This window comes from Sulfurimonas sp. HSL3-2, assembly GCF_039645965.1.
Classification (GTDB): Bacteria; Campylobacterota; Campylobacteria; order Campylobacterales; family Sulfurimonadaceae; genus Hydrocurvibacter; species Hydrocurvibacter mobilis.
In genome coordinates this window covers 44338-70937 of sequence record NZ_CP147917.1, presented here as the reverse complement: position 1 = coordinate 70937, position 26600 = coordinate 44338, and the positions used below count along the sequence as shown (strand labels likewise).

The following is a 26600-nucleotide window of genomic DNA, read 5'->3' as shown; positions in this document are numbered from 1 at the left end:
TGACTACTTTATATTCAGTAGTTCTCTCACGACCTCTCTGTCATCAAAAGGCAGATACTCGTCATAAATGATCTGGTAAGCTTCATCACCTTTTCCAAGGATCACAACAACTTCATCACTTTCCTGTTCCTCTAACGCTTTTTCAATTGCAGCTTTTCTGTTTGGTTCGACCACGACATTGCTTTTATCTTCTATGCCTTCGAGGATATCTTTGATGATCTCATCAGGGTCTTCATGACGCGGGTTATCGCTTGTCACATAGATCTTTTTAGCCAGCGCCGCTGCGACTTTTCCCATAAGAGGACGTTTGAGTTTATCTCTGTCCCCGCCTGCGCCGAAGACTACAAGCAGCTCTTTCTCTTTTAACGCATTTAAGACCTGCGCCATTCCGTCAGGAGTATGTGCAAAATCCACTATCACGTTTGGAGCCTGACATACCTGCTCCATTCTACCGCTAACTCCGGCAAAGTTATCAACCACGTCAGCGATCTCTTCTAAACTCTTATCCGTTACTATGTCCACGGTAGCTATCGCAGCAAGGAGATTATAAAGGTTAAAAAAGCCGTGTAGCGAAGCCTGAAACGGGACTATTTTATGAAAGTTCTGGATGATCCCGCTTGAACCGTCGTTTAACGAGTACGCCATCAGCTTGTATGTCGCAGGGTTTTCTATCCCGTACGTAAAAGCATTTTTGATGTTAAACGATGCCTTGGGCTCATCTTTATTGATAAGTTTTTTGCCCTCGTCTTGAAAGAAGCTGTTTTTTACCAAAGTGTACTCAGCTAAAGTCTTGTGAAAATCCAGATGATCCTGAGTGATATTTGTAAGTATCTTCAGCTCGAAATCGATCCCCTCTATACGTTTTTGAACGATAGCATGAGAACTTACTTCCATAACGAAGTACTCACATCCTTCACGCACAGCCTGATAGATATGACGGTAGGTGTTTAAGACACTTGGAGTCGTAAGAGACTTGCCCTCACCGATCTTGTCGTTAAGGAAGAAACCTCTTGTCCCCTGCATCGCTGCTTTGTAGCCAAGATCAAGCAGCATCGAGTAGATAGCACTAGCCGTCGTCGTCTTGCCGTTCGTTCCGGTAATACCGATGATCTTTATACGGTCAAGCCCGAAAAGATGGGCAATATCTTTGACCTCGATGATCGAATGAGCACCCCTGTCTATTGCATTTTGCAGGTACTTTTCGTTTTGCGAAGTCTTTACAAATGCGGTCTCTTTATCACACTCCGCAGAGTTTTCCGTTATATACTTATACGGCTGGTTAGGAAGTTCAATTTTCAATATTTCTCGCTTGTGCTAAACGTTTTAACAGCTCTCTTAATTGGTTGTCATTTGGATAGATAGATAATGCACTCTCCAAATATGAAAGTGCCATCTCTTTAAATCCGTGAGTCATCAATCTATCTAGAAAATCGACAAAATCCTCTTTCTCCGAGATAATCACTTTTGTCGAAAACATGATGTTTTCAAACACTCTTTTGAAGTCTCCCTCATCCTCTACTAAAGATATAAAATCTTTATATAGGATCCCGTTTTCCTGTTCCAATCTATCTTTTAAAGGTTGTGCAAAAATTGTTTTTAATTGATCAAGTGTTCCGTCTATTGTCTCAAGTATCTCAGATATGACTTGGTCTGCCTGCTCTTTATCTTCATCTTTTAATATCGTATAATAATCAAAAAGAGCCTCGGCGCCGTCTTCACCGCTCATCGCCATCTCTGCCAGGATCGCCCCGTTATAAGCCTCTTTTGAGTCGGGGTAATCGTGCAACACTTCGGCAAAATATCTAAGTGCCGTATCGTAATCTGATTTTAAAAAACTGTCATTTGCAAGAGATAGAGTTTTATATTTACTAATTTTACTCATGCATCTTTCCTGATTTATAATTTATCTATATCGTTTTCCATACCTATCGGTACATTAATAACTGTAAGTTCCGGATGTATATCCATTCTTAATTGTCTTTCAACACCATACTTTAGAGTGTTTCCACTACTTCCACACCCTACACATGCACCGCGAAGCTGCACATATACCGTAGAATTTTTTACTGTTATGAAAGCTATGTCTCCTCCGTCAAGCGCAAGTGATGGACGAACTTTCTCTATAACATTTTTAACCGGTTCAATTAACTCTTCATCTGTAAACGGTATCATCTTACACCTTATATATATTATATATTTATTTCATAAAATATGAAAATATTGCTTAACATGTGATAAAAGATATTCTTTCTATCTATTTTTAAGGAGTTCATCCCCGATCGATAGAATATCTGCCACATAGATCGGTTTTCTTGCACCGACTAAGACATAATCGATATTTTCATTGTTAAGTAAAAATTTTAAAGCACAGTTTTGCAATGAAGCATGACAATCTTTAAGCTCCTCTTTTAACTGGACTCTCGTGTTTCTAGAGCACTCATACGCTACCATTTTGCCGTATTCCTGCAAAAACAGGTCGATAAACTCGACTAAAGTCGCTTTATTCTCATCATCTAACGGCTGTAAGAACTTTCTGATATGGGGAACTACCTGTGAATACAAAAATATATCATACTCTCCGACCCATCCAAATTTATGCTTGCTTTGATCAAGTTGAGAGATAAGATTAAACATCGGTCTTAAGGGTTCATTGTCGGTGAGTTCCAAAAGCTCGTTTAAGTGATAATAATACTCTCTTGGCTCCTCATAATCAGCCAATCTATACATAAGTTTATCTTTTTGAGCATTTAACGGGCGGTTTACAAGGACTCTTAAACCGTTTTCTTTCGCCCAAGCAGCACATCTAAGCCCTTCGGTTTCAAGCATGTTTACAGGCAGCTCTATGGTCGTGAAACTATGTCTTTTATTTCTAAGCTCTTTTGCCGCATCAGCAGCAAGAGTCAAAAGGTCTTCATACGGCAGATACTCTTCATCATTGGGATGTTTTGCAAAGCTGTTAGAACTGATACCGTAGCTTTTTATTCTGCCCGCACGTATCTCCTCTTCTAACGCTAAAAAAGCGTCAAAGAGTCTTTGGTACATCCCGTCTAGTCTGTCATCTTTCTCTACGCCGCGGTTTATCCCGTCTAAGATGTAATACTCCGGATTATGCAGCAGCAGACAGTCGATACTGTCCACCTCAAGTCTTTGTAAAGATACGCTTATCTGATCTTTGATAAAAGACTGTGAAATACTATGGTAACAGCTTTCGCTGTATTCTACTACCTCTTCAAAGCTGCTTTGTTTATGGCGCTCTAAAGTAGAACCTTGAATATAGCCTACTTTGGAGACTATCTCGATATCTTTTACATCTTCATCGCTTAGAAGCTTCATAGCTTTAGCTATAGCACGCTGAGCCTCACCGTCCATATAGTTCGTCGAAGTATCTATGAGTTTTATACCGCCTATAACTGCTTCACGCAAAGCCTCTATATGCTGAGGATTATGTTCACTTATCCTGTAGGTACCGAATCCAAAATCTGCCATTATATTCTCTTTAAAGGTAATTGAAACATCTAAACAGATAGTTTGTCCATAGATTTCAATTAGTTAGTGTTTGTAGTATGAAAGTTTCGGGCAAAGCCCGAAGAAGGGTTGAATCAGTAGATTATACTAATTCGATAAACGCCATAGTAGTAGCATCACCACGACGGATACGAGTTCTAGTGATACGAGTATATCCACCAGCACGTTCAACGTACTGAGGAGCTATTTCGTTAACTAGTTTTTTAGTTGCTTCTTTATTTTGTAAAGCTGCAAATACTGCACGGTGAGCGTTAGCATCACCTTTACCAGCAGTTGTGATTAGTTTTTCAACAAATGAACGAAGCTCTTTAGCTTTTGGTACAGTTGTCTCTATCTTACCGTTTTCAATTAATGCAATACTTAAGTTCTTAAGAAGCGCTCCACGGTGAGCACTTGTACGACCAAGTTTGCGATATCCATGACGATGTCTCATCTAAAATCCTCTTTAAGCTTACTCAGCTTCTATTTTCTTTTTTAATGAACTTACTAAATCATCTGAAAGATCAGCACCAACTGCAAAACCGAACTCTTGCACTTTCTCTAATATCTCTTCAAACGATTTTTTACCTAAATTCTTAACATTTTTAAGATCATTTTCGCTCATTAAAACGATCTCACCGATCATCTTGATGTTTGAACGATCTAAACAGTTAAAACTTCTAGCACTAAGACCTAGCTCTTCAATACGAGCTGTAAGTTTTTTAAGTTCTGCACTCTCTTCTGCTCTTTCGATAGAAACAGGAGTTTTGATACTGATTTCACTGTTGAATACAGCAAGCTGTGCATACATAACCTCTAAAGAGTTTCTGAATGCGTCAAGCGGAGAAATCTGACCATCTGTAACTATGTTAAGTACAACTTTTTCAAAGTTTGGATTGTCTTCGACTAGAACGTTCTCAATTTTATAAGTTGCTCTACGTACCGGAGTAAAGAATGTGTCAAGAGCTATATAACCCTCTTTTAGATCATCTCTAATATCTTCACTTGGTACATATCCGATACCTTGATTTATGATGATGCTAAAGTTTAAAGTAGCATCTTCATTAAGCGTTGCAAGGAATGCGTCAGGTGTAACAACTTCTACTTCATCACTATTAAGATCGCTTCCTTTTATTTCGCATGGACCTACAAAGCTGTAGTTTGCTTCAACCGCAGTAGCATCGTTTTTTAATTTAAAACGAATACCTTTTAAGTTGATAATAAAATCAGAAATATCTTCAAGCATACCACGCACTGAGTCAAACTCATGCTTAGCACCCTCTATTTTAATAGCTATTGGAGCATATCCAACAGAGCTGCTTAATAGGAAACGGCGAAGCGGGTGAGCTAAAGATACAGCATAACCCGTCTCGAATGGATAAGCGATGATATTCGCTTCGTTATCACTGATCTGCTCAACCACAAACTCTTGTGGGAGAAGCGGAGTAGTTTTTATCTTGTTCATTCTCAAACGCCTTTTTTTATTTATTATTTCGAGTAAAGCTCAACGATTAAACGTTCTTCTACTGGAATTATAATCTCTTCACGTTCTGGTAAACGAGTAAAGATTCCAAATACTTTATCAGCATCAATATCAACCCATGGAGCTAAACCAGTTTGGTTTGTTAACTCGATTGCACGAAGAATCTGAGGATTTTTCTTGCTTTTTTCACGGATTTCAACTTTTTGACCCGGTTTAACAGCGTATGATGGGATATCAACGCGTTTTCCGTCAACAAGTACGTGACCATGGTTTACTAATTGACGTGCAAAACGACGTGTACTAGCAAATCCCATACGATAAAGTACGTTATCTAAACGAGTTTCAAGAAGAGTGATTAAGATCGAACCAGTGTTACCAGTACGACGGTTAGCTTCTTGGAATAATGTACGGAATTGTTTTTCAGAAACACCATACATGAATTTCGCTTTTTGTTTTTCGTTTAGTTGTAAACCATACTCAGATATTTTTTTACGACGTTGACCGTGTTGACCTGGTGCATACGGACGTTTTTCTAATGCTGATTTCCCAGCTAAACGACGTTCACCTTTAAGTGCCAAACTTACACCGAATCTACGTTCGATTTTTTCTACTGGACCTCTATATCTTGCCATCAGTAATCTCCTTAAACTCTACGACGTTTTGGTGCGCGACAACCGTTGTGTGGTAATGGTGTAACATCTTTCATGAATGTAACACGGATACCTTCGATAGCACCTACAGCTTTTACTGCTGTCTCACGACCTGAACCAGGACCTTGAACTCTAATACCTAGTTCTTTAATTCCATGAACTTTTGCTTTTTCTACTGCTGCTTCAACTGCTTGTTGCGCTGCAAATGGTGTAGATTTTTTAGAGCCTTTGAAACCAAGACTTCCAGCAGAACTCCATGCGATCATATTACCCATTTCGTCAGTAATAGTTACAAGAGTATTATTAAATGATGCAGAGATGTGAACCACACCACGTGCAATGTTCTTTTTTACTACTTTTTTACGTACAGCTTTTCTTTTTGCCATCTAATAATTCCTTACGCTGAGCCGACAGTTTTACGCTTACCTTTACGAGTACGCGCATTTGTCTTAGTTTTTTGTCCACGACATGGTAATCCACGACGATGACGAAGTCCACGATAAGAACCTAGTTCCATCAATGCTTTAATGTCCATTGCAACTTGTTTACGAAGATCACCCTCAACAATATGAGAATCACGGATCTCTTTTGTGATAGCTGCAACATCTTCTGAGTCTAATTCATGAACGCGTTTATCAGGGTTAATACCTGTAGCTTCTAGAATTTGACGTGATTTGTGAAGACCGATACCAAATATGTATGTCAGTCCGTACTCTACGCGTTTTTTCTTAGGTAAGTCCACACCTGCGATACGTGCCATTCTTATCCTTGTCTCTGTTTATGTTTAGGATTTTTACAGATTACTCTGACGATCCCTTTTCTCTTAACGACTTTACAATCGTCACACATCTTCTTTACTGAAGCACGTACTTTCATTGAAAGCTCCTGTTCTTTAAATCTTTGCCGCTTATTGAGGTTAAATACTTTAACCAATACTTGTGTCTACACCAACTTGTACAGATACAAACATTCACTTATTGTGTACAAAACAGCAAAGCGGATGCGCATTATATCAGAAAAAATGTAAAACGTATATTAAACGAGAATTGATCCGATACCTGATATAATTAGCCTATTACATGTAAAGGCTAATTTTGACTCAAAACGAACATATCCATATCGGTCGTGTTAATACACTTCTAGTAGATAGATACACATCTCCGGGACTCTATCTTGTTGCAGCAGACGGTGAAGATGTGCTTCTTCCAAACCAATACTATAATGAAAGCATGAAAGTCGGCGATCTGCTTGACGTATTTGTTTACACCGATAGTGAAGACCGTTTAGTGTCAACGACTCTAAGGCCGACAGCTATGATAGACGAGTTCGGACTTTTTGAAGTAGTCGATACGACAAAATTCGGGGCATTCGTGAACTGGGGACTTCCAAAAGACCTTTTCGTTCCCAAAGCTTTACAAAAACAGCCATTTCAAGTCGGAGATAAAAAACTTCTTCGTGTCGTGATCGATGAGCAGACAGACAGACTCATTGGGACTCAAAAGTTTGTCAAGTACCTTGACGACAAACCTCAGGGACTATTTCGCAACAGTGCGGTCGAGATACTTATATATGATGAGACTCCGCTTGGGTATAAATGTATAGTAGATAACAAATATAACGGTCTGGTATATAGAAACGAGGTCTTTGAGACCGTCCATGTCGGCGACAAAAGAACCGGCTACGTGAAAAATATACGAAATGACGGCAATATCGATATATCGATCCAAAAGATAGGGCAAGAGAGAAAAGACGACTCCTCTACAAAAGTATTAGAACTTATCAAGAAAAACGGCGGAAGTATGCCATACAACTACAAAAGCGATTCACAGCTCATCACAGATGCTTTTGGTATGAGCAAAAAAGCTTTTAAACACTCGTTGACTGTTTTACAGGAAAAGAACCTTATAGAGGTCAAAGACACGGGAATTTATTTAAAGTAATATTATGGCAAAAAAGAAAAAACCTACAATTGAACTAAGCGATAAAAAGATATCGTTCACAAGAGACAATACGACTTACAAGCTTATCCGCTTTTATCAAAAAGACATGACCGTCGATGTGATGGTATATGAAGGTGATGTAAAACAGGGGCAGCAAAAGATAGCTTTTGCACAACTGCCAAAAGAACTAAAAAAAGAGCTGCACCCGAATTAAGCTTTGAAAATCTTTGGAGATGTCGCCCGAAGGCGACGGAGAATGAATAGAATCTATCTATTAAAACGCGTAGTTAAGTTGTGCACTTGCGCTTGTTTGTGAATGTTTTGTTGTTATATCTGTTACAGTAGTAAAGTTTGTATATGTATTACTTACTTCCGGAGCATATGTAAATGCTAAGTCAAGTGAAGTTGTTGTACTAAAGTTATATGTACCACCGATTGCATAATGAGACTCAACTATTGCCGGGAAACCTAAAAGGTTAAATGTGTTAATTAAACCACTACTTGGAGCAGTCAAACTACCTGCGAATCCACTTTGCTCAGAAATTGGACTTTTTGCATAGTTATAACCGATACGTGCAGCCCAATCAGCTGTTGCATACTCATAACCGACAGAGATCACGTTTTGGTCATCCCATTTAAAGTCTTCGTAACCTTTTGCTTTTGACCATTGGATCTGTTTAAAATCGATAGCGATTGTATTACCATCAAATGCATAACTAACACCCGCACCGATCTCAGCTGGAGTTGATAATTTATCGTTCGTATATCCAGTTAAACCGAAAGCTTGCATTGCATTTGATAATTGTCCTTGATATTCCATATCAATTTGAGATTTATATGTAGCACCTATTGTGATACCAGATGTTTGGTATGATAAACCTAAGTTATAACCAAATTTTAAATCTTGAGCAATACCAGCACCTACTTTATCACCACCAGGTAAACCTGTAGAGTTGTAATTAATATCAAGTGCTCCATATTGTAGTACTGGAGTTATAGCTACACTTACACCTTCCATAGTATATGCTAAAGGCACACCGAACTGCATTAGTTGAAGGTTAGTAACCATTTGCATTTGTGTTCCGCCTGATGCGATATCTTTAGATGAACGGTAGTCAGTACCCATACCTGCAGTTCCCCACATACCTACACCCCAGTAAAAGTTATCATTTACTTTAGTAGCTAAAGAAACTTCTGGTATAACATTCATCTTAGCATCACTATCAGCAGAAACACCGCCAGCACCAAGATCATTTGTATTTTTTACGTTAGGCATAAAAAGAGTACCACCGAAAGATATCTCTGTACCTTTTACAGATGTGATTAACGCCGGGTTAACTAATGCTGATTCAGCACCATGACTCATACCGATACCTGTACCAGCCATACCACGAGTTTTTGCACCCATACCTATTAGGTTTGATCCGTTTGTTGCAAACGCAGAAGTTGTCCCTAGAGCTAATGCAGCCACTACAGCTAATTTAATTGTTTTCTTCATTTCATCTCCATTAGAGTTTTATAAATTTTTTGTTCAAGCGGTTCGTTAGTTCGCTTTGACTGCAAGCATTATATGTGAGAAAAAATTAGTTGAAACTTAAACTTATTTTAAGATTGATAAGCATTTATTATAAATCCTATTAAATTTATCAAAAAAGGGTGATTTTTGATAGTAGATATAATCAAAAGTTATCAAAAGTGCCTAAATTATTTTTTATTGTTAAAAAAATAACAGAAAATAATTTTTTGATAACTTTTTACTCTATATCAAGTTTTATCAAGTTTTTATCACACTTGTGAATTTTAGTAACATTTTTATCACATTTCTATAGTATTCATTTACAAAACAAGCCTAAAAATAGTGTACCATAGCTCAAAAGAACTATTAAACAAAGGAAAACAGATGACAAATGATTTTATGAAAGCTATGGATTTTAGGCATGCATGCAAGATATTTGATGAAAATAAAAAAATATCTGATGATGAAATGCATTATATTATGGAGGCAGCAAGAAAATCTCCTTCATCTTTTGGAATGGAAGCATGGAAGTTCTTAGTCATTACAAATGAAGAATTAAAAGCGAAACTGCGTCCGTTATGTTGGAATCAGGTTCAGATAACTTCATGTTCACATCTTGTGGTCATTCTTGCGGGGATAGAAAACGTAAAACCAGAGAGTGGAGTCCCTAAAAAAAGATTTCAAAGACGCGATATGCCAGAAGAAAAGTTAGAGTTCTACCTCAACTTATATGCGGATCATCTAAAAGAGACTCTTAGCAGTGATGAGAACATCTACTCTTGGACGGCAAGACAGACCTATATTGCTGCCGGAAATATGATGACTGCTGCTGCATATATCGGGATCGACTCATGTCCCATCGAAGGATTGGATAAAAAAGCTGTTGAAGAGACACTCGGTCTTGATACCACTAAGTACCAGTTATCTATGATATTACCGTTTGGATATAGAGTAAATGAACAATCTTCTCAACTCAGACTGCCATATGAAGAGGTTGTAGAATATATAAGATAATCCATCATTACGATGGATTATAGGTTGTGCTCTTTTTTGTATTTTAAGATCATGCCGTAAGCTTCATCTTTAAGAAGTAACTTCTCTTTTTTAAGCGTTTCAAGCTCAGCATCAGTTAAAGGCATATCACCGTTTTCACCTTTTGTTATCTTATCGTCAAGTTCGTTGTGACGATCAAAGATCTTTAAAAAGTGAGCGTTTGCAGCTTCATTTTCTTTCATGTGTGTGATGATGTCGCGGTATTCGTGTAACATTCGTGTTCCTTGATATATTTTTACAATTTTAACACATTTCTACTTATTTATTTATATCTTTTCGGGTAATCAAAAGATATGAACTCGCTGCATGAAGCACTTATGTCTTTATTATTCTTACAATTTATCTCTAGCTCGAGGATTCCGCATGTGGGGATATTCTCATGAAAACCGACCAGACTCTCGACAAACATATTTAATCCAGGATTATGTCCTATGATAAAAACTGTTTTGTACTTTTCATCTATGTTCCTCACTACATCATAAAGGTCTTCGACTTCTGCCTCGTATATCTTCTCTATATATAGTATAGACTTTTTAAATCCTACCTCTTGTGCGATTATCTGTGCGGTCGTCTTTGCTCTAAGTGCAGGACTTGAGATGATGATATCCGGCTTCACGCCTTTTTTCTTGAGTGTCTTTGCCATAAAAGGAGCATCATTCTGCCCTCTTTTATTTAAAGGTCTTTCAAAATCATCAAGATTGAGATCTTTCCAGCTGGATTTCGCATGTCTTATGATATAAATCTTTTTCATACTTATATTTGACTCCACTATTACTAAGAATCTACTTAATCAATCATAGAAGCAGATTAAGTCAAACATTATTTTTTGACAGCGTGATCCACCAGCAGTTTTGACACCTCATAACTCGCATCGACAAACTCAAGCTTCGGCAGGTCTTTCATACTTTTTCTCTCCTCTACGCTGTCAATCTTAATGATGATGTTCGCATGCGGAGAAAACTCCAGTATCGCTTCGCTGATAAGACGTCTGTTGTGCTCGCTGCTCAGTGTGATGATGACGGCTTTCGCTTCATCGACTGCCAAAGACTCCAAAACGGGCAGTTTGTTTAAGTGACCGAAGTATGCCATATAGCCCAGTTTTCTAGCCAAGAGTACGTGTCTTAAGTTGTCCGAGATGATGACAAAGTCGGCTCCTCTTGCCTGCAGCTCTGCTGCTATCCTTCTTCCCAAAGTCGAATAGCCCGCTACAATAATATGCCCCTTTTGTCCAATAGGCGTAATGACGTCCGCTTCAAAGAACTCTTTTTCAAAGTAAGATGAGAGCTTATAGATATTGCTTAGCACAAGCGGTGTAAGGATCATGGAAATGACACTTACGAGTATCAAAAAGCTCGCCATCTCCTGGCTAATCAGTTTTTGCGAACCGGCAAGTGCAAAAACTGCAAAAGAGAACTCACCGATCTGCGCCAGAGCTAAAGCGGTCTTAGCCGAAGTATTTTTGTCCGAGTTTCTTCGGATAATGGCATAGATGACTATGGACTTAAAAAGCATCGCCAGCACAAAGATAAAAACGACGATGTGAATGTTTTGTAAAAAATAAACCACATCTATCTTTGTACCCACACCGAAGAAAAAGACACCAAGAAGCAGGTCTTTATAGCTTACGATGTCTGACTCGACTTTTACGTTGTATTTGGTATCGGCGATGATCATCCCTGCTATGAACGCACCTAAAGAGTATGTAAACCCTGTGTAATGAGCCAGCAGTGATGCCCCGATGACGATGGCAAAGACAGACCCCAAGAACAGCTCTTCTATCTCCGTCTTAGCAGAGAACTGTAGCAGAGCGTTTACTATCTTCTCTCCGATGGTAAACATAAACGCGACGACCAGTACGGCGGAGACGAGTGTCTGCACCAGCACTTCGCCGATGGAGAGTTCATGGTTTGACAAGAACGTTATAAGCAGCAAGATAGGGATGACCGCCAAGTCTTGAAATATAAGGATCCCCATAGACTTCTGCCCATACGGCGTGAGGATATCTTTTGACTTTTTCAAATACGTCAAAACAATGGCAGTCGATGAAAGCGAAAATGCCAAAGAGATGATAAGCGAAGTATTAAAATCCAGTTTAAAGAGGTAAAACGAGAGTAAAAAGATAACTATGACACTAAAGAGTACCTGCAGCAAACCGTTTGTGAGCAGTATGTCTTTCATCTTCTTGATCTTGCCAAGACTCAGCTCCAGCCCGATAGTAAACATCAAAAAGACGATGCCGAACTCTCCGATGAGTTCAAGTGAGTAGATGTTCAGTCCGTTAAACCCGAACACATAGCTGATGATCGTCCCCGTAAGGATATATCCGATGATGTGCGATACGCCAAATCTTTTAAGGATGATGTTAAGCACCGTCGCGATCGCTAATGTTAAAAATATTGCTAGTAGTAAATTTTCCATAAAAGAATTATAGACTGATAGTGATGAAATCAACGAATAATCGTGTATAAAAACTATGCAGGGAGTGTTTTACGTCAGTCATTTAGTTGAAAATGACTGACTTTTATATCGAGGTTTAATTGCCTACTTTCTCTTGAATGTTATATTTGTACTGGTCTTGATACTGGTTTTTGATCTGTTGTCTATCACCCGTGCCGTCTTTTAAACGCTTTTGTTCCATTGACTTTTTCTTAGTCTGAGTCGTATTTCCAAACATCGACTTATGCATTGAGCCTTGTCCGCCCATGCCACCCATACCGCCACCGCCGCCTTTTGCTTCTAAAGAGAGTGCTCCGAGTAATAGTACAGAAAGAACGATCGTTACTGCTTTCATGGTTGATCCTTTTTATTTGATTTGTATAACTATAAAATAAAACTGTTAGCAGAGTGTTAGTTTTGTAAAAAACACTTTTGATTACTGCACTGGCTATCTGACTTCAGAAAATCAGTGCACACTCTTACATAAGTGCTATTGACGGCAATACTTTAGAAGTATTTATGAAGATATCGTATTTCGACCTGAGTGTTTTGATTGATACATCTTCTCATCCACACGTTTTAAAAAGCTCTCAAGAGATTCATCATTGTTGTATTCGACCACTCCCAAGCTGATCGTTACTTGATCCAAATCTTTGAACTGATGAGAGGCGACAGCATCTTTGACCCTCTCAGCAACTTCCAGTGCATTGGATAAATTGGAAAATGGCAATAATATGAGAAATTCTTCTCCGCCGTATCTTCCTATTTTATCGATCTCGCGAATAACTTGGCTTACAACTTGTGTGGACTCTTTTAATACATAATCTCCCATCTCATGACCAAAGTTATCATTGATCTGTTTAAAGTTATCAAAATCATACATAATGATAGACAGAGGCTCTTCGTTACGTTTAATACGATTGATCTCTTCTTTTATCTGTTTCATTATAGAGTAACGATTGTAACACTCTGTTAAAGCGTCTGTAGTAGCAAGTCTTTCAAGTTCCAGCTCTTTTTTACGGAGCGCTTTTTCTGCATTCACTCTCTCTGTGATATCTTCAAGGATTCCTTCTATCCACAATAAATTACCGGAACTATCGTGAACAGCATGATCTGCCACTCTTACAAATCGTTCCTCACCGCTAGCAGGATGGATAAATGACATCGTTGTCAAATCACTTTTTTGTTGTCCTGTATAGTAAGCTTCAAGGCTTTTTGCACCTACTTCCAAAGAGTCGCCTGTCCACTCCAGAATCCCATCAAAATTTTTTCCAAGAATCTCTTTTGGAGAAACTCCGAGTATATTTTCCATATTTTTACTAAAATAAACAAAATTTAAATCCGCATTCATGCGGTACGCAAAGAAATCTTCTCCTAGATCTTCTACAATAGACTCATACTTCTCTTTAGCTTCAATAAGCTTTTGTTCCTGCTTACGAAATCTAAAATACATAAAAATTATTAAAAAAATTAGAATTAAAATAATGTATATCATCTGTCTTTCTCATTGTGAACTGGTAACAATTATATCCAAATAATCAATATAGTGAGTTCAGATATATGCTAAGTATGGGATAAGAAAAGATGTCAAGAAAGCTTCTTGTTTAAGAGAAGTATAATAGGTACACACATGGTACAGTAAGTAAATTGAATCTTTGAAATATTGTATTTTTTTGAGGTTTAAAAAGAAAGTGGCTCCGAATACTGGATTCGAACCAGTGACCAAGTGATTAACAGTCACCTACTCTACCGCTGAGCTAATTCGGAATATGCCAAAAGTGGTGGACAGAGAGGGATTCGAACCCTCGGTACCGTTACCAGTACGCATCCTTAGCAGGGATGTGGTTTCAGCCAACTCACCCATCTATCCAAGTTTTTTTTATCAGTTATTTTGTTGTCGGTATTAGTGGTGGACAGGGTGGGATTCGAACCCACGGAGGTATGACCCTCGCCGGTTTTCAAGACCGGTGCATTCAACCAAGCTCTGCCACCTGTCCACTAATGATGTAAGTATTTAATAATAAATTGGAGGCGCCACCCAGATTTGAACTGGGGATAGAAGCTTTGCAGGCTCCGGCCTTACCACTTGGCGATGGCGCCAGTTCTTTTATTATTAATTTATGGTGCCCGGAGCCGGACTTGAACCGGCACAGTGTTACCACCGAGGGATTTTAAGTCCCTTGCGTCTACCAATTTCGCCATCCGGGCAAATAAATACTTTTTAAATAACTTTTATAATGGAGCGGGAAACGAGGTTCGAACTCGCGACCCCAACCTTGGCAAGGTTGTGCTCTACCACTGAGCTATTCCCGCATCTATACAACATTATTAATTGTTGGGCCGGAAGTATATCAAATTTTTTTTTGGATGTAAAGAGTTTTTAGTGATTTTTTTGAAAAAGTGTTATAATCGCATTAATATAATAATTATTAGAAGGATTTTTATGCGTAGCGATACAATAAAAAAGGGGTTTGACCGCACTCCACACCGTTCTCTTTTACGTGCAACGGGACTTAAAGACGAAGATTTTAACAAACCGTTCATCGGTGTTGCAAATTCTCATATAGATATCATTCCTGGTCACTTCTTTTTACAAGAATATGGACGCATCGTTAAAGAGGCGATCCGTGAAGCGGGCGGAGTTCCGTTTGAGTTTAACACGATCGGTGTCGATGACGGGATCGCTATGGGGCATGACGGTATGCTTTACTCTCTGCCTTCACGCGAGCTGATCGCAGATAGCATCGAGACTGTTATGAACGCGCACAAGCTTGATGCGATGATCTGTATCCCTAACTGTGACAAGATCGTTCCGGGTATGCTTATGGGAGCACTTCGCGTAAACGTACCGACGATCTTTGTTTCAGGCGGTCCTATGAAAGCGGGTCACAAAAAAGACGGTACGCCGATCGACCTTGCGACCGCATTTGAAGCTGTCGGAAAACACGCAGACGGAAACATGAGTGACGAAGAGCTTTACGAGATAGAGTGTGAAGCTTGTCCAAGCGGCGGAAGCTGTTCAGGTATGTTTACTGCAAACTCGATGAACACACTTTGTGAAGCGATGGGTGTCGCACTTCCGGGTAACGGTACAGTCTTAGCGATGACTCCTGAGCGTATCGAGATGGTCAAAACTGCGGCCAAACGCATCGTCGAGATGGCTAAAGCTAACGATGACGGCAGATGGAACATGCGTAATATCCTAAATGAAAAAGCTATCCACAATGCATTCGTCGTCGATATGGCGATGGGCGGAAGCTCAAACACGGTTTTACACATGCTTTCTATCGCTAAAGAAGCAGAAGTTGATTTTGACATCACTAGAATCAATGAGATCTCTGAAAACGTTTCACATATCGCGAAGATATCTCCGTCACTTTCAACTGTCCACATGGATGACATCAACCGTGCCGGCGGTGTAAATGCTGTTATGAAAGAGGTAAGCCGCCGCGGTGACGTTCTAAAACTAGATGCTCTTACGGTAACGGGAGAGACTCTTGGTGCAAGGATCGCAGATGCTGAGATCAAAGACACAAATATCATCCATACAAACGAGAACGCTTACTCTAAAGTCGGCGGTCTTTCGATCTTGTTTGGAAACCTTGCAGAAGAGGGTGCGGTCGTTAAGACTGCTGGTATCGTACCGGGCATGAGACAGTTCAAAGGGACTGCTGTATGTTTTAACTCTCAGCAAGAAGCTATTGACGGCATCATGGCACATAAAGTAAAATCGGGTAACGTCGTAGTCATCCGTTATGAAGGTCCAAAAGGCGGACCTGGTATGCAGGAGATGCTTGCACCTACTTCACTTATCCAGGGTATGGGTCTTGGTGAGAGCGTTGCTCTTATCACTGACGGCCGTTTCTCCGGTGCTACACGCGGTGCAAGTATCGGTCACGTGAGTCCTGAAGCTGCTGAAGGCGGTATGATAGGTCTGATAGAAGACGGTGATGAGATCGAGATCGATGTCGATACTCACCTACTGCAGCTAAACGTTGATGCAGAGATATTAGAGCGTCGTCGTCTTCACTTCAAACCTGTGAAAAAAGAGATACCGTCAAAATGGCTGAAACGTTACAGCCTTTTGGTATCAAACGCTTCAAACGGTGCAGCTTTAAAGACTGAGCTGTAACTACTGCGCTTACATGTAAGCAACTCTTACATGTAAGACCCTCTTTTAAAACGGCAGTAGATTTTTGATGCTGTCTGTCGAAGACTTTCCGCCCAGACCGCTTGTCTGAGATAACAATCCGTCCAACTCTCCGCTTTGTGAACCTACCAACGAATTGATATCAGGTATTCCTGAAGCACTTCCGTTTAGACCTTTTAACTGATCTTTCATCTTATCATCAAGCATCGTCTTTAACTGTGCCTCATATTTTTTCGCCTCTTTGGCAAAGATACTCTTTAATGCACCCGATATCTTTTTATCCAAGTCTGTGCTTACATGTACGGCAGGAGACTCTAAGCTTCCCGTCGCATCTGTTTTTACGTAAAAGCTTTTTACTTCAGAAAGTGTATCGTTTACGATATCTGCATATTTTTTATCTAAGCCCTCAAGTGAGATAACAGCGTTTTTAAAATCAAAACTGCTTGCTAACTGCAATGTCGAAAGATCATAGACATCTGCTTTACCGTCAAGGGCAATGTTACTCTTTTTGATGTTAAGAGATGAGAGAGCAAGGTCGCTTGATGCGATGTTTTTTGCACTGAACACGACACTCTCGTGTGCCTCTTTGCCCAGTCTGTCGTCCTTTCCGTTAAGCACGAACTTCTGCACGACATCGCCGTCGCTTGTCGCTTTAAAGGTAGTGACTTTACCTAAAAGTTTTTGATCGTCCGTTATATCGTTTATAACGCCTGTAAAACCTTGTGTTTTAAACTTACCGCTCAGGTCGACTTTTGCCACGTAGATATCAGGGGACGGCGTGTTCTCTTGAAACTTGATCCATCTTCCCTCTCCGCGCGGAGGTTTTGGAGGCTCGACCTTTTTCTCGCTTTTCATATAGGGTGCTGCCATCGTATAATATCTTTTTGCCATAGCGATATAGTGTTTTACCCTGTCGCCAAATATCGCGCCCACGACATTGATCGCACCGCTACCGTCAAGCGAGTAAGTGCTTTTAAGGTTTTTATAGTCATCTCCCGGAGCGTTTTTCACTTCAGCCATCAGCGTTTTGATACGCGCCTGATCTTTTGCAAAATCTTTTTTGATCGATGCAAGTCTCGCTTTGTCAGCATCTATCTTCTTTTTAAATGCCGCGATATCGTCTTTGAGTTTCAGAAGTTTTGCAGGGTCTTTTGAAGATGAAGCCGACTTGATCTTCTCAAGATCTTTTTTATAGCCGTCAATTGCATCTGCACTTAACTGCTCTTTAGAGATCTTTTCCCATTTTGCTTTGATGGCATCTATCTCTTTTTGTGCTTTATCGTACACTTTTACAGATTTCAGATCGGCTTTTGCCAACACATCCTCGGGAGTCGGGAGTTTGATCTCAGGCATCTTAAACGCAGAGCCTGTTTTTGAAGCCGTTTTGGCTGTCTGCTCTTTTGTAACGGATGGTTTTGGATTTGAACTTGGAGTATCAAAACCGATCCCCGTTACCTGTACCAGCTCCATATGTTTTTTATGCAGCAGCAGAGCGTTAAAATCAAGATCGGCGATGATATCGGCAATGCTGACACTGTTTGTCTTGCCGTTGTCGTCCTGGACTTCCAGACCGCTTACATGTAAAGAAGCATTGCTAAAGCTTGTCTTCACACTTTTGATGACCACATCTTTACCCGTCACTGTTGAAAGCCCTTTTTCTAAAGAGAGCTTGATGACCGGATCTATAACAAACATCGCTACGACTATAACCAAAGCTGTAACTCCTACAAACACACCCACACCCAAGATGCGGAATGTCGAGTCTTTCTTATCGCTTCTTTTGAGGATGCCCAGTTTTGCCAGAAGCGGATATCTGTCTAAAAATGCAGCTATCTTGTCACGAGAAGTCAGGATAACTCTGTTAAGGATGACATACAGAGGAAGTGCCAGTACTACCGCTACGACAAACGAACCTAAAACTATGGTGTTATTGAAGTATGTCAGACGCATGATACCGCTGTTGTACATCGATGTCCACAGACCTTTTAAAGCACCTGCACTTAAAAGTGTGTATCCAAAAGACTCAAAAAGCGGATCAAAGATATACCCGATACCCGCAAAAAATGCAGCCGAGACCAAGAACAATCCGAAATGGATGTTTAAAAGCAGTGCCAAGAAGATAATCACTACCGTTTGGACTCCGCTTACGGGAGTTAGTCCCATGACCATTCCCAATACGAGTGCAAGTGTCACCTGCCATGGAGTCTGTCCTGAATTTAATGCTTTAAACAGCTTGATTATAAACTTCATTATGTTATCCTTATAGATAATTTATTCTGATAGTTTAACATAGTTATCTTTTTTGTCGATGTGGGTTTTATGAAAAATATTGTATTGATCTTATTGATGTTTAGTTTTGCTTTTGCTAACGGGAAATGCGCAGCGGAGAAAAAAATCATTCTGCTGCCGATCGCTCAAACGAAAAATGTAGATACGAACAAAGGCGTTCAGTGCCGGTGTGTATGCGATAAAAAGATATCTAATATGCAGAGGATGTCGACTGCGATAGAGTTTTATAAAAACTCTACGGTCTATAGATTCTCAAACTAATGAGCGCTGAGTCTATCTTTGTCTAAGAAAAGCAGGTCTGTCGAGAATGTTTTACTGATATTTGCCTGTAACTCTTCCAACAACCCGTAAGCGTCATCACCGTCTATCGGATAACTCACCATACACGACTCGATATAGGATGCGAAGAACTCTTCAAACATATCTTTTACTATCGTCGCACCGTACTTGTCAGTATATTGCAAAATAAAGAAATAATGGTTTTCATAAGTTAAAATAGCGTCAGATGAGCGTAGTACATGTTCTAGACTCGCAGATATCACGTCTAATGGAAAATCTGCAAAGTTACAGTAAAGAACAGTCATACTTTCAGCTCTGTTTTCGTCTACTCTTTGAGCAAGTCCGATGCTCAGAGTAAGCAAAGGAAGAATGTTTTTGAATGGAAAATTAACACCAGCCATCTAAATTCCTTAATTATTGTTTGAGGCTAGTATATAGCTAATAATCTTATAAAATAGTAAAAGGCTTTATCTCGTCTCTTGAAGATAAAGGAGATGACTCGATTTCCACATTATCAAAAGAGATCGTATATTTTTCATCCTCTTTGGTCTTACAGTAAGTAAGGACCACTCTTGCTGCGAGCTCTTTATCTTTTTGCGTCGCATTAGATGAGAGCAATGAGTGTGGTCCCGGGATACCGACGGTTCTTACATGTATGAACTTGTCGTTAACTATCTCCTGAAGTTTCTCATTCTCCTCTTTGTTACGTCCCACTACCAGTTTCGCACCGTCTGGAAGACGAAGATGACGGCCGTATTTTAACACCGGGATATCTTTGATAAGAAAGGTGTCGTGAGCGATAAAGTCTCTCATCTTTGTTGCAAAGTTTGCATCGGTGAGCAGACATCCTCCGCCGGGACTTTCAAAATCTTTCAGTCCGAACTTCGCTGCCAGTTCAAACTGTCTGTCACGGCTTCTTCCCATGATCTCTTCGAGTTTTTCTCTGTCGACTAGTCCCTCTTGCTCAGCGATCGTCGGTGCTAAAAGTTTTGCGGACATCGGACGAAGCAGAAGTCCGTCACAGTTACTCTCGTTTAAAACGGTCTGCAGCGCATCTTTATTCTGACTCATAGGGCGTTGTCCAAGTACCTCACCGCTGATAAGAAAGCTTGCGCCCTCATCGGCCATAATGCGTTTTGCTACTTCAAACATCTTTGCATGGCAGTCTATACATGGATTGAAATGTTTACCGTAGCCGTGTTTCGGGCTGAAAAGGACATCTTGAAGATACTCGCTTTGGATATCGATGATACGAAGCTCTGCGCCTACTTGATCACACATACTTTTCATATGGTCATATCTGTCTTTTGTAGAACCGAATCCCGTGTTGATATTACACGCGATGACATCTATACCCTGATCGATGATAAGCTTCATCGCTAAAGTAGAATCCAGACCGCCGCTAAAAAGTGCGATCGCTTTTGTTTTTGACATAATTTACCTTTGTTGAAGCACAAGGGTCGCTTAGTTTTCGTAAGCGACTAGTTCACCTCTTTGTAGTTTCGTAATTTTACCACGAATAGAGCGTATTAAAAAAGCTTTCTGCTCAAATGCTATATCAGATCTCAACTGTATCTTTTTATATTCTTGATTATAATATTTTATTAAAAAATTGATAAGTTCAGCTTTTAGCTCTTCATCGTTCTTATGAGAGATGATCCCTTCATCTACGGCGATCGCCATCAGTTCCGGTATATCCGTTTTGCCTGAAATCGCAAGCTGAAACTCTCTTTGATGAAACTGCAATATAGAAGGGTCGATGGCATCGAGTATCTGATCGATCAACTCAGGATGCTCCAAAACCGTCTTGATAAGTGAGAGTTCCCACATATCTTTACGCGGTATCTGTATATCTTTCTTGTTCGAATAGACAAGATTATGCGACGAGACTTTCACAAATGACGGGTTGACACCAAGAGCCGAAGCAAGATAGAACTTATACTCCTCCTGAAGCAACGGAGACAAAGTTTTCAAATAACCGATAGCCTCATCAAGCGCACCCTCTTTTGCTTTGGGGTCTTTGATGTCATAACCGGCGATGATGCGGTCTATAACAAACTCTATGAAGGGTTTTGGCTTTCTAAAGAGGTTGTTCAGCTCCTCGATCTTGCCGTTTTTCACCATATCTGCAGGGTCCATTCCTCCGCCGAACAGTATGACCCCTCCGCTAAATCCCGATGCACTTAAAAGTCTTGAAGCCTTGAGTGCTGCAGCAGCTCCCGCGCTGTCTCCGTCATACGCCATGACCACTTTAGGGTCTCCCTTTCTAAGCAGAGGAAGATGCTCTGGAGTGAGTGCCGTTCCGAGTGTCGCGACCGCATTTGTAAAACCTGCCTGATGCAGCATGATAACATCGAGATAACCCTCTGTTATGATGATCTGCTGCTTTTTATGGATGGTGTCTTTTGCAAAGTTGTAAGCATACAGAAGTCTTGACTTGTTAAACAGCTGTGTCTGCGGTGAATTGACATACTTTGCCTGATGCCCCGTGATGGTACGTCCGCCGAAACCGACGATCGAACCGTTTGTGGCAAAGATAGGGAAAGTGATACGCTCTATGAAACGCGCAAAACTCTTGCCGTTATCATGCCCTGCCACACCGACCTCTATCGCCTCTTTCATGGTGAACATATTTTTTTGTATGTAAGAAAGGGTCTGTGCCGAGCTTGGTGCGTATCCGATACCGAACTTCTCTATGCTTGACTCATAGATACCGCGCTCTTTAAGGTAGCTCAGTGCGTTTTGATTATGCGTCAGCAGGTTTTGATAGTACTCGTTGAGTTTATCAAGCAGCTGCGAACGTTTTTGCTGATGTTTGTTATCCGTGTACTGAAGTGAAAAGTTGTACTGGCCTGCGAGTTTTTCTATCGCCTCGGGATAGCTCAGCTTTTCATACTCCATCACAAAACGGATGCTGTCTCCGCCTGCACCGCATCCGAAACAGTGGTATATCTGTTTAGCCGGACTGACAACGAAACTTGGGGATTTTTCATCATGAAAAGGACACGGTGCTTTGAAGTTTGCGCCGTTTTTTTTCAGTTCTATGTAGGAGCCGACAACGTCTACTATGTCGAGTCTGGCTTTTAACTGCTCTATTGAGTCATTTGATATCATCTAGTTCTTTCAAATAATATCGTTGTAGCTGTACTTTTTCGGATTCACAAAAAGCTTGTTGTCTTTTATGATTATTCTCTCGTCTTTATCTGCGAGTTTTTTAAAGCGAGCTATCACTTTTTCCTGTCGTTTTGATTTTAAGCCCAATGATTTTAGATATTTTTTCAAAGAGATATCTTCATCTTCTATATCTATCACCTCGACACTTGATATGTCTATATCCTGAGTCTCTATGGTCTGTGCTAAAAACTTTGTAGAGATGGTCTGAAGAATGTTTTTAAGCTGTTCGTCTTTCTCTTTATAGATGTTTTCTATCTTAATGCGTTCCTCTATAAGCATAAGCTCTTTTTGGTCGCGAAGAGAGGAGTTGTCTTTTTCAAGACGCTCGACTTTTTCCTGTAGAGCTTTGTTCTGCTCCTCTAAAAAAGCGTAGTATTTATCATCATTGTTTACCGGTTTTGTATTTGATTTTACCTCATCGACTATCACATACTTTACGCCGTGCTCCATGAGTGAGGGCAAAGTACCGCGTCTAATACGGTTATGAACAGCCTCTTTTGAGACTTTGAAATGATCAGCCGCTTCTTGAATTGTTAACTTTGCCATAACTCTCCCCTAACGCATATTTTCGTAAACTAGAGGAGCTTCCCACTCCATAGAACGTATCGTTTTCATTACTTTTTGAAGATCGTCTATCTGTTTTGACTTGATGCGGATAGCATCGCCCTCGATGGTCGCAGTTACTTTGAGTTTTAGATTTTTTATCTCGGCGACGATCTTTTTAGCCTCTTTTGAGTCTATGTAGTCGACTACTTTGTATGTCGCTTTTCTTGTGTTTCCGCTTGCATTTTCTACTTTGGCTTCTTCCAGGACTTTTGAAGAGAGATCACGTTTAAGAAGTTTTGATATCACGATATCGTACAGCGCTTCAAGCTTGTTATCGCTTGATGCGACAAGGACAAGAGCTTTCTCCTTCTCTTTGTAGCTCACCTCATACGGCGTGCCTTTAAAATCATATCTGTTTGCTACTTCTTTATCGACTAGATTGATAGCATCTTTAAATGCCTGCATATCGATCTTTGCCGTAATATCAAAAGAGTGCTCTTTTGCTGCCATAACATCACCTCACAACTGTTTTAGTAATTATAACAGATAAAGCTTATCCTCCAATTATGATGTTCTTGATAAGACCCGTCGTGTCCTGACCTTTTTTCTCCAACTCGTAGATCTCTTCATATTTTACGGCTACCGCTTTGACCGCTTCTTTCTCGGCAGCTTTGTACATAACCGTATAGCCTTCTTCTTTCTGCTCTTTTGGACTGACATACGCCATTGCCCAGTAGTGGTCGCCGTTATGAAGAAGGTTTTTTGAGTACCCTTTCCATGTCTCGCCTTTTCCTGTCGAGTTTTGCATACAGTAAAAAAGTGTTCGAGGCATGTGAGGATCAACTATCTCACTGTAATGAATCCCTATAAGATCGTTTTTGTTATAACCCGTAAAGTTCACAAACGTTCTGTTTGCATAGGTTATATGACCATCCTTATCTATCTCATATATGAAGTTTCCATCTATAAAATCAACTTCTACACCTGTCGGAGTCGGTCTTATCATAATCTTTCCTTATATTAAAGCTTTAGATATGATATGACAATTTTTCTTCAGAAATTATTAAATTTACTTATAAGATAACAGAATCTAATATCAAAATGTGAGACCGCCTCCAAAACTCGAAGCAAAGTTTGGATCCATATACCCCATGACCCCGCTTTTGTTTCTCAACATCACGATATCCTGCTTAGGAGCGATACCCTGAGGGCAGACAGGTACACACTCGTTACAAAGGGTACAGTCATAGATGCCGCTAGTCTGGACTGCCGCTATCGCAGCAGAGATATCGCTTTGTCTGACATCCGTCGCATACTTCCAGACCCGAGTCAGTGCAAAAGGACCTATGAACTCGCCGTTTACTGCATACACCGGGCAGGCACTGTAACATGAACCGCATAAGATACAGTCACTTTGCACCTCGTTCAACTCGGCATCTTTAACGCTTACATGTAAGTTATCCGGTGTCGGTATACCCCATGCACGAGCCACTTTATTAAACGCATATGCTTTATCCATATCTACAACAAGATCGCGTAAAACCGGAGCGTTTCTCAGCGGCTCTATAAGATCGCCGTCTTGAGGTTTGTATGAACAGGCGAGCACCTCTTTGCCGTTTACTCTCATGGCACAGCTTCCGCAGACACTGCTTCGGCATCCGGATGAAAAAGCAAGCGTACTGTCCTGTTCTGTTTTAATATGCGTCAGTAGTTGTAAAAGTGTAAGGTCTTCATGCATGACCTCATAAGCGACTATTGCATCGCCTCTTTTTATCTCTATCTTCATTAGTCGCAGTACTCTCTTTCGTAAAAATCATCATCCATAAGCTCGTCTTCACAGCAGCCTTCTCCCCACTTGTCATCCTCTTCATCATAGATGCACTCAGACCCTGTTTCCTCTTCGTTGTTCTCAAAACATCTTATCTCGTCAAATCTATGCATAACTCGTCTCCGTTTTTATAGTAAATCGTATTTGTTTGAAACTCATCACTTTCGCTCGGCATATCGTCTCTGAAGTGTGCGCCTCTGCTCTCTTTACGTTTCATCGCGCCAAGAACTACCGCTTCAGAGATCTGCAGCAGGTTATGAAACTCCAAGAACTCTACTAACTCCGTGTTATAGATCGGGTTTGTATCTCTAACACCCATAAAAGGCAGTTGCTCTTTGACGCTTTTTAGGAACTTGGCAGCTTGTTGCAGCTCTGCATCATTACGTTTGATCCCGACTTTTTCATAAAAACAATCAGCCAGTTCATCTCTTTTTTTATAAAAGTCGACACCGTCCGCAGAGTTGTTCACATCCTTTAAAAGAGCATCATAGTTTTGAGGCTCTTCGGGTACAAATGTACTCTGTTTTGCAGAAGATGAAGCGTTTTTCCCTGCCTCGCGTCCAAAGACGATCAGTTCCAAAAGCGAGTTTCCGCCGAGTCTGTTTGCTCCGTGGACTTTATGGTTAGCACACTCTCCAACGGCAAAAAGAGCTTTTATGCTCGTCTGGGAACTTGCATCCACCGCAATACCGCCCATCGTATAGTGAGCGACAGGTTTTATGGGGATAATGTCGTGCACAGGATCGACGTTTTCATACAGACGTGCAAGTTTTCTCTCCTGAGGAAGCTGATGATCAATGAACTCCTCTCCCAAGTGACGGATATCTATGTAGACCTCACCGCTTTTTTGTATCTCTTCATAGATGGCACGGCTGACCATATCTCGCGGTGCGAGCTCATCGGTAAAACGCTCGCCCTCTTTGTTTAAAAGATAACCGCCCTCGCCTCTGGCACTTTCACTGATAAGGATAGATGAGTTTTTAAGCCCTGTGGGGTGAAACTGCACAAACTCCATATCGCTGAGTTTTGCTCCCGCTCTTAATGCTGCTGCGATGCCGTCACCAGTAGAACCCACGGCATTCGTCGAGTTCTTTCCGTAGATGCGGCTGTATCCGCCCGTTGCAAGAATCACACTTTTTGCATAATGTGTCTCGATCGCACCCGTTTTCAGGTTTAGCACTACCGCTCCGCCGACTTCTCCGTCCGCTACTATGAGTTCAAGCAGAAACCTCTCACTTAGCATCTCTATCTCGTTTGCGTTACATTGATCGTACAGCGTATGAAGGATTTTAAGTCCGGTGTAATCCTGAGCATAGCACGCACGCGGTGCACTCGCTCCGCCCAGACGGCGTTGAGCGATATTGCCGTTTTCGTCTCTGCTAAAAGGCACGCCTATGCGGTCAAGCCATAAAACCGCATCGACACCCTCGTCACAAAGTTTTTTCACCATCTTCTCGTCTGCGATGCCGTGTGCCGATTTTAGAGTGTTTTCGTAATGGCTCTCTATGCTGTCTTCACCTGCATTAGACAAAGCTGCGTTAATGCCGCCTTGAGCCATACAGGTCTGTGAACGGGTAGGGTAGGTCTTTGTAAGAACCTTCACACTCGCCCCCGCTTCCTTGGCACTCAGTGCAGCTACAAGTCCCGCACCTCCTGCCCCGATAACTAAAACATCAACCATATACGACCCCTACATGTAAGTATAAAAAAATATAGATATATCTCATAAAACATTGAAATATATTTATATCT

31 protein-coding genes and 6 tRNA genes are annotated in these 26600 nt (G+C 40.6%); 5 read left to right on the top strand and 32 right to left on the bottom strand.

Annotated features, from left to right (window positions below):
• Positions 1 to 3: 3 nt before the first annotated feature.
• From WCX87_RS00385 to rpmJ, 10 genes are all read right to left on the bottom strand, one after another.
• Positions 4 to 1299 (bottom strand): UDP-N-acetylmuramoyl-L-alanyl-D-glutamate--2,6-diaminopimelate ligase, encoded by a 1296-nt coding sequence (locus WCX87_RS00385; RefSeq protein ID WP_345980065.1) that lies wholly within the window; start codon positions 1297 to 1299, stop codon positions 4 to 6.
• Positions 1289 to 1882, bottom strand: coding sequence for a hypothetical protein (locus WCX87_RS00380; protein ID WP_345980064.1), 594 nt, complete (start codon positions 1880 to 1882; stop codon positions 1289 to 1291). The genes WCX87_RS00385 and WCX87_RS00380 overlap by 11 nt, the downstream gene beginning before the upstream one ends.
• Positions 1883 to 1896: 14 nt before the next feature.
• Positions 1897 to 2172, bottom strand: coding sequence for a NifU family protein (locus tag WCX87_RS00375; RefSeq protein WP_345980063.1), 276 nt, complete (start codon positions 2170 to 2172; stop codon positions 1897 to 1899).
• Positions 2173 to 2250: 78 nt separating this feature from the next.
• Entirely contained in the window at positions 2251 to 3486 is a 1236-nt protein-coding gene (locus tag WCX87_RS00370) for an aldo/keto reductase (RefSeq protein WP_345980062.1), read from the bottom strand.
• 121 nt (positions 3487 to 3607) lie between these two features.
• The gene (gene rplQ, locus WCX87_RS00365; protein ID WP_345980061.1) at positions 3608 to 3958 is read right to left on the bottom strand and encodes a 50S ribosomal protein L17; all 351 of its coding nucleotides are present in this window, start codon (positions 3956 to 3958) and stop codon (positions 3608 to 3610) included.
• Between the two features lie 18 nt (positions 3959 to 3976).
• Positions 3977 to 4969 (bottom strand): DNA-directed RNA polymerase subunit alpha, encoded by a 993-nt coding sequence (locus WCX87_RS00360; RefSeq protein WP_345980060.1) that lies wholly within the window; start codon positions 4967 to 4969, stop codon positions 3977 to 3979.
• 23 nt (positions 4970 to 4992) lie between these two features.
• Positions 4993 to 5619, bottom strand: a complete 627-nt coding sequence (rpsD, locus tag WCX87_RS00355; protein WP_345980059.1) for a 30S ribosomal protein S4 — start codon at positions 5617 to 5619, stop codon at positions 4993 to 4995.
• An 11-nt stretch (positions 5620 to 5630) separates the two neighbouring features.
• A complete protein-coding gene (rpsK, locus tag WCX87_RS00350) occupies positions 5631 to 6023 on the bottom strand; it encodes a 30S ribosomal protein S11 (RefSeq protein WP_345980058.1) in 393 nt (130 codons plus the stop codon).
• Between the two features lie 11 nt (positions 6024 to 6034).
• Entirely contained in the window at positions 6035 to 6397 is a 363-nt protein-coding gene (gene rpsM / locus WCX87_RS00345) for a 30S ribosomal protein S13 (RefSeq protein WP_345980057.1), read from the bottom strand.
• 2 nt (positions 6398 to 6399) lie between these two features.
• Positions 6400 to 6513 (bottom strand): 50S ribosomal protein L36, encoded by a 114-nt coding sequence (gene rpmJ / locus WCX87_RS00340; protein WP_345980056.1) that lies wholly within the window; start codon positions 6511 to 6513, stop codon positions 6400 to 6402.
• 218 nt (positions 6514 to 6731) lie between these two features.
• On the opposite strand from rpmJ, the gene WCX87_RS00335 reads away from it, so the two are divergent.
• Both WCX87_RS00335 and WCX87_RS00330 read left to right on the top strand, forming a co-directional pair.
• On the top strand, positions 6732 to 7577 hold the full coding sequence (locus WCX87_RS00335; RefSeq protein ID WP_345980055.1) for a S1-like domain-containing RNA-binding protein: 846 nt from the start codon (positions 6732 to 6734) through the stop codon (positions 7575 to 7577).
• Between the two features lie 4 nt (positions 7578 to 7581).
• Positions 7582 to 7791, top strand: a complete 210-nt coding sequence (locus WCX87_RS00330) for a hypothetical protein (protein ID WP_345980054.1) — start codon at positions 7582 to 7584, stop codon at positions 7789 to 7791.
• Between the two features lie 60 nt (positions 7792 to 7851).
• Here WCX87_RS00330 and WCX87_RS00325 read toward each other — a convergent pair whose 3' ends face one another.
• Entirely contained in the window at positions 7852 to 9075 is a 1224-nt protein-coding gene (locus WCX87_RS00325) for an outer membrane protein transport protein (RefSeq protein WP_345980053.1), read from the bottom strand.
• A 402-nt stretch (positions 9076 to 9477) separates the two neighbouring features.
• Between WCX87_RS00325 and WCX87_RS00320 the strand changes: the two genes are divergently transcribed.
• Positions 9478 to 10107, top strand: a complete 630-nt coding sequence (locus WCX87_RS00320; RefSeq protein WP_345980052.1) for an NAD(P)H-dependent oxidoreductase — start codon at positions 9478 to 9480, stop codon at positions 10105 to 10107.
• 17 nt (positions 10108 to 10124) lie between these two features.
• On the opposite strand, the gene WCX87_RS00315 is transcribed toward WCX87_RS00320, so the two are convergent.
• The 11 genes from WCX87_RS00315 to WCX87_RS00265 all read right to left on the bottom strand — a co-directional run bounded on the left by WCX87_RS00315 (position 10125) and on the right by WCX87_RS00265 (position 14895).
• Positions 10125 to 10361 (bottom strand): DUF465 domain-containing protein, encoded by a 237-nt coding sequence (locus WCX87_RS00315; RefSeq protein ID WP_345980051.1) that lies wholly within the window; start codon positions 10359 to 10361, stop codon positions 10125 to 10127.
• A gap of 47 nt (positions 10362 to 10408) precedes the next feature.
• Positions 10409 to 10897, bottom strand: coding sequence for a histidine phosphatase family protein (locus tag WCX87_RS00310; RefSeq protein WP_345980050.1), 489 nt, complete (start codon positions 10895 to 10897; stop codon positions 10409 to 10411).
• A 68-nt stretch (positions 10898 to 10965) separates the two neighbouring features.
• The gene (locus tag WCX87_RS00305; protein WP_345980049.1) at positions 10966 to 12564 is read right to left on the bottom strand and encodes a cation:proton antiporter; all 1599 of its coding nucleotides are present in this window, start codon (positions 12562 to 12564) and stop codon (positions 10966 to 10968) included.
• 115 nt (positions 12565 to 12679) lie between these two features.
• Positions 12680 to 12937 carry a hypothetical protein gene (locus tag WCX87_RS00300; RefSeq protein WP_345980048.1) on the bottom strand — a complete coding sequence of 86 codons (258 nt, stop codon included), beginning with the start codon at positions 12935 to 12937 and terminating at the stop codon, positions 12680 to 12682.
• 162 nt (positions 12938 to 13099) lie between these two features.
• The gene (locus WCX87_RS00295; RefSeq protein WP_345980047.1) at positions 13100 to 14035 is read right to left on the bottom strand and encodes a sensor domain-containing diguanylate cyclase; all 936 of its coding nucleotides are present in this window, start codon (positions 14033 to 14035) and stop codon (positions 13100 to 13102) included.
• A 239-nt stretch (positions 14036 to 14274) separates the two neighbouring features.
• Positions 14275 to 14349 (bottom strand) — tRNA-Asn (locus tag WCX87_RS00290).
• Between the two features lie 12 nt (positions 14350 to 14361).
• A tRNA-Ser gene (locus WCX87_RS00285) sits at positions 14362 to 14452 on the bottom strand.
• Positions 14453 to 14489: 37 nt separating this feature from the next.
• Positions 14490 to 14579, bottom strand: a tRNA-Ser gene (locus WCX87_RS00280).
• A 29-nt stretch (positions 14580 to 14608) separates the two neighbouring features.
• A tRNA-Cys gene (locus tag WCX87_RS00275) sits at positions 14609 to 14682 on the bottom strand.
• Between the two features lie 21 nt (positions 14683 to 14703).
• Positions 14704 to 14790, bottom strand: a tRNA-Leu gene (locus WCX87_RS00270).
• A gap of 30 nt (positions 14791 to 14820) precedes the next feature.
• Positions 14821 to 14895, bottom strand: a tRNA-Gly gene (locus WCX87_RS00265).
• A 130-nt stretch (positions 14896 to 15025) separates the two neighbouring features.
• On the opposite strand from WCX87_RS00265, the gene ilvD reads away from it, so the two are divergent.
• Positions 15026 to 16714, top strand: coding sequence for a dihydroxy-acid dehydratase (gene ilvD / locus WCX87_RS00260; RefSeq protein WP_345980046.1), 1689 nt, complete (start codon positions 15026 to 15028; stop codon positions 16712 to 16714).
• A 45-nt stretch (positions 16715 to 16759) separates the two neighbouring features.
• Here ilvD and WCX87_RS00255 read toward each other — a convergent pair whose 3' ends face one another.
• Complete coding sequence (locus tag WCX87_RS00255; RefSeq protein ID WP_345980045.1) at positions 16760 to 18982, bottom strand: TIGR03545 family protein; 2223 nt, start codon at positions 18980 to 18982, stop codon at positions 16760 to 16762.
• A gap of 69 nt (positions 18983 to 19051) precedes the next feature.
• Between WCX87_RS00255 and WCX87_RS00250 the strand changes: the two genes are divergently transcribed.
• The gene (locus WCX87_RS00250; protein WP_345980044.1) at positions 19052 to 19282 is read left to right on the top strand and encodes a hypothetical protein; all 231 of its coding nucleotides are present in this window, start codon (positions 19052 to 19054) and stop codon (positions 19280 to 19282) included.
• On the opposite strand, the gene WCX87_RS00245 is transcribed toward WCX87_RS00250, so the two are convergent.
• From WCX87_RS00245 to WCX87_RS00205, 9 genes are all read right to left on the bottom strand, one after another.
• Positions 19279 to 19701 (bottom strand): hypothetical protein, encoded by a 423-nt coding sequence (locus WCX87_RS00245; protein ID WP_345980043.1) that lies wholly within the window; start codon positions 19699 to 19701, stop codon positions 19279 to 19281. The genes WCX87_RS00250 and WCX87_RS00245 overlap by 4 nt on opposite strands.
• 46 nt (positions 19702 to 19747) lie before the next feature.
• Positions 19748 to 20734 carry an argininosuccinate synthase domain-containing protein gene (locus WCX87_RS00240; protein WP_345980042.1) on the bottom strand — a complete coding sequence of 329 codons (987 nt, stop codon included), beginning with the start codon at positions 20732 to 20734 and terminating at the stop codon, positions 19748 to 19750.
• 30 nt (positions 20735 to 20764) lie between these two features.
• Positions 20765 to 22414 carry a DNA primase gene (dnaG, locus tag WCX87_RS00235; protein WP_345980041.1) on the bottom strand — a complete coding sequence of 550 codons (1650 nt, stop codon included), beginning with the start codon at positions 22412 to 22414 and terminating at the stop codon, positions 20765 to 20767.
• Positions 22415 to 22423: 9 nt separating this feature from the next.
• Positions 22424 to 23020 carry a DNA-binding protein gene (locus WCX87_RS00230; protein ID WP_345980040.1) on the bottom strand — a complete coding sequence of 199 codons (597 nt, stop codon included), beginning with the start codon at positions 23018 to 23020 and terminating at the stop codon, positions 22424 to 22426.
• A gap of 9 nt (positions 23021 to 23029) precedes the next feature.
• Entirely contained in the window at positions 23030 to 23530 is a 501-nt protein-coding gene (locus WCX87_RS00225; protein WP_345980039.1) for a YajQ family cyclic di-GMP-binding protein, read from the bottom strand.
• A 43-nt stretch (positions 23531 to 23573) separates the two neighbouring features.
• A complete protein-coding gene (locus WCX87_RS00220) occupies positions 23574 to 24026 on the bottom strand; it encodes a PAS domain-containing protein (RefSeq protein WP_345980038.1) in 453 nt (150 codons plus the stop codon).
• Positions 24027 to 24116: 90 nt separating this feature from the next.
• A complete protein-coding gene (locus tag WCX87_RS00215) occupies positions 24117 to 24806 on the bottom strand; it encodes a 2Fe-2S iron-sulfur cluster-binding protein (protein ID WP_345980037.1) in 690 nt (229 codons plus the stop codon).
• Positions 24806 to 24961 carry a hypothetical protein gene (locus WCX87_RS00210; RefSeq protein WP_345980036.1) on the bottom strand — a complete coding sequence of 52 codons (156 nt, stop codon included), beginning with the start codon at positions 24959 to 24961 and terminating at the stop codon, positions 24806 to 24808. The genes WCX87_RS00215 and WCX87_RS00210 overlap by 1 nt, the downstream gene beginning before the upstream one ends.
• Positions 24940 to 26529, bottom strand: a complete 1590-nt coding sequence (locus WCX87_RS00205; protein ID WP_345980035.1) for an FAD-dependent oxidoreductase — start codon at positions 26527 to 26529, stop codon at positions 24940 to 24942. The genes WCX87_RS00210 and WCX87_RS00205 overlap by 22 nt, the downstream gene beginning before the upstream one ends.
• Positions 26530 to 26600: the final 71 nt, after the last annotated feature.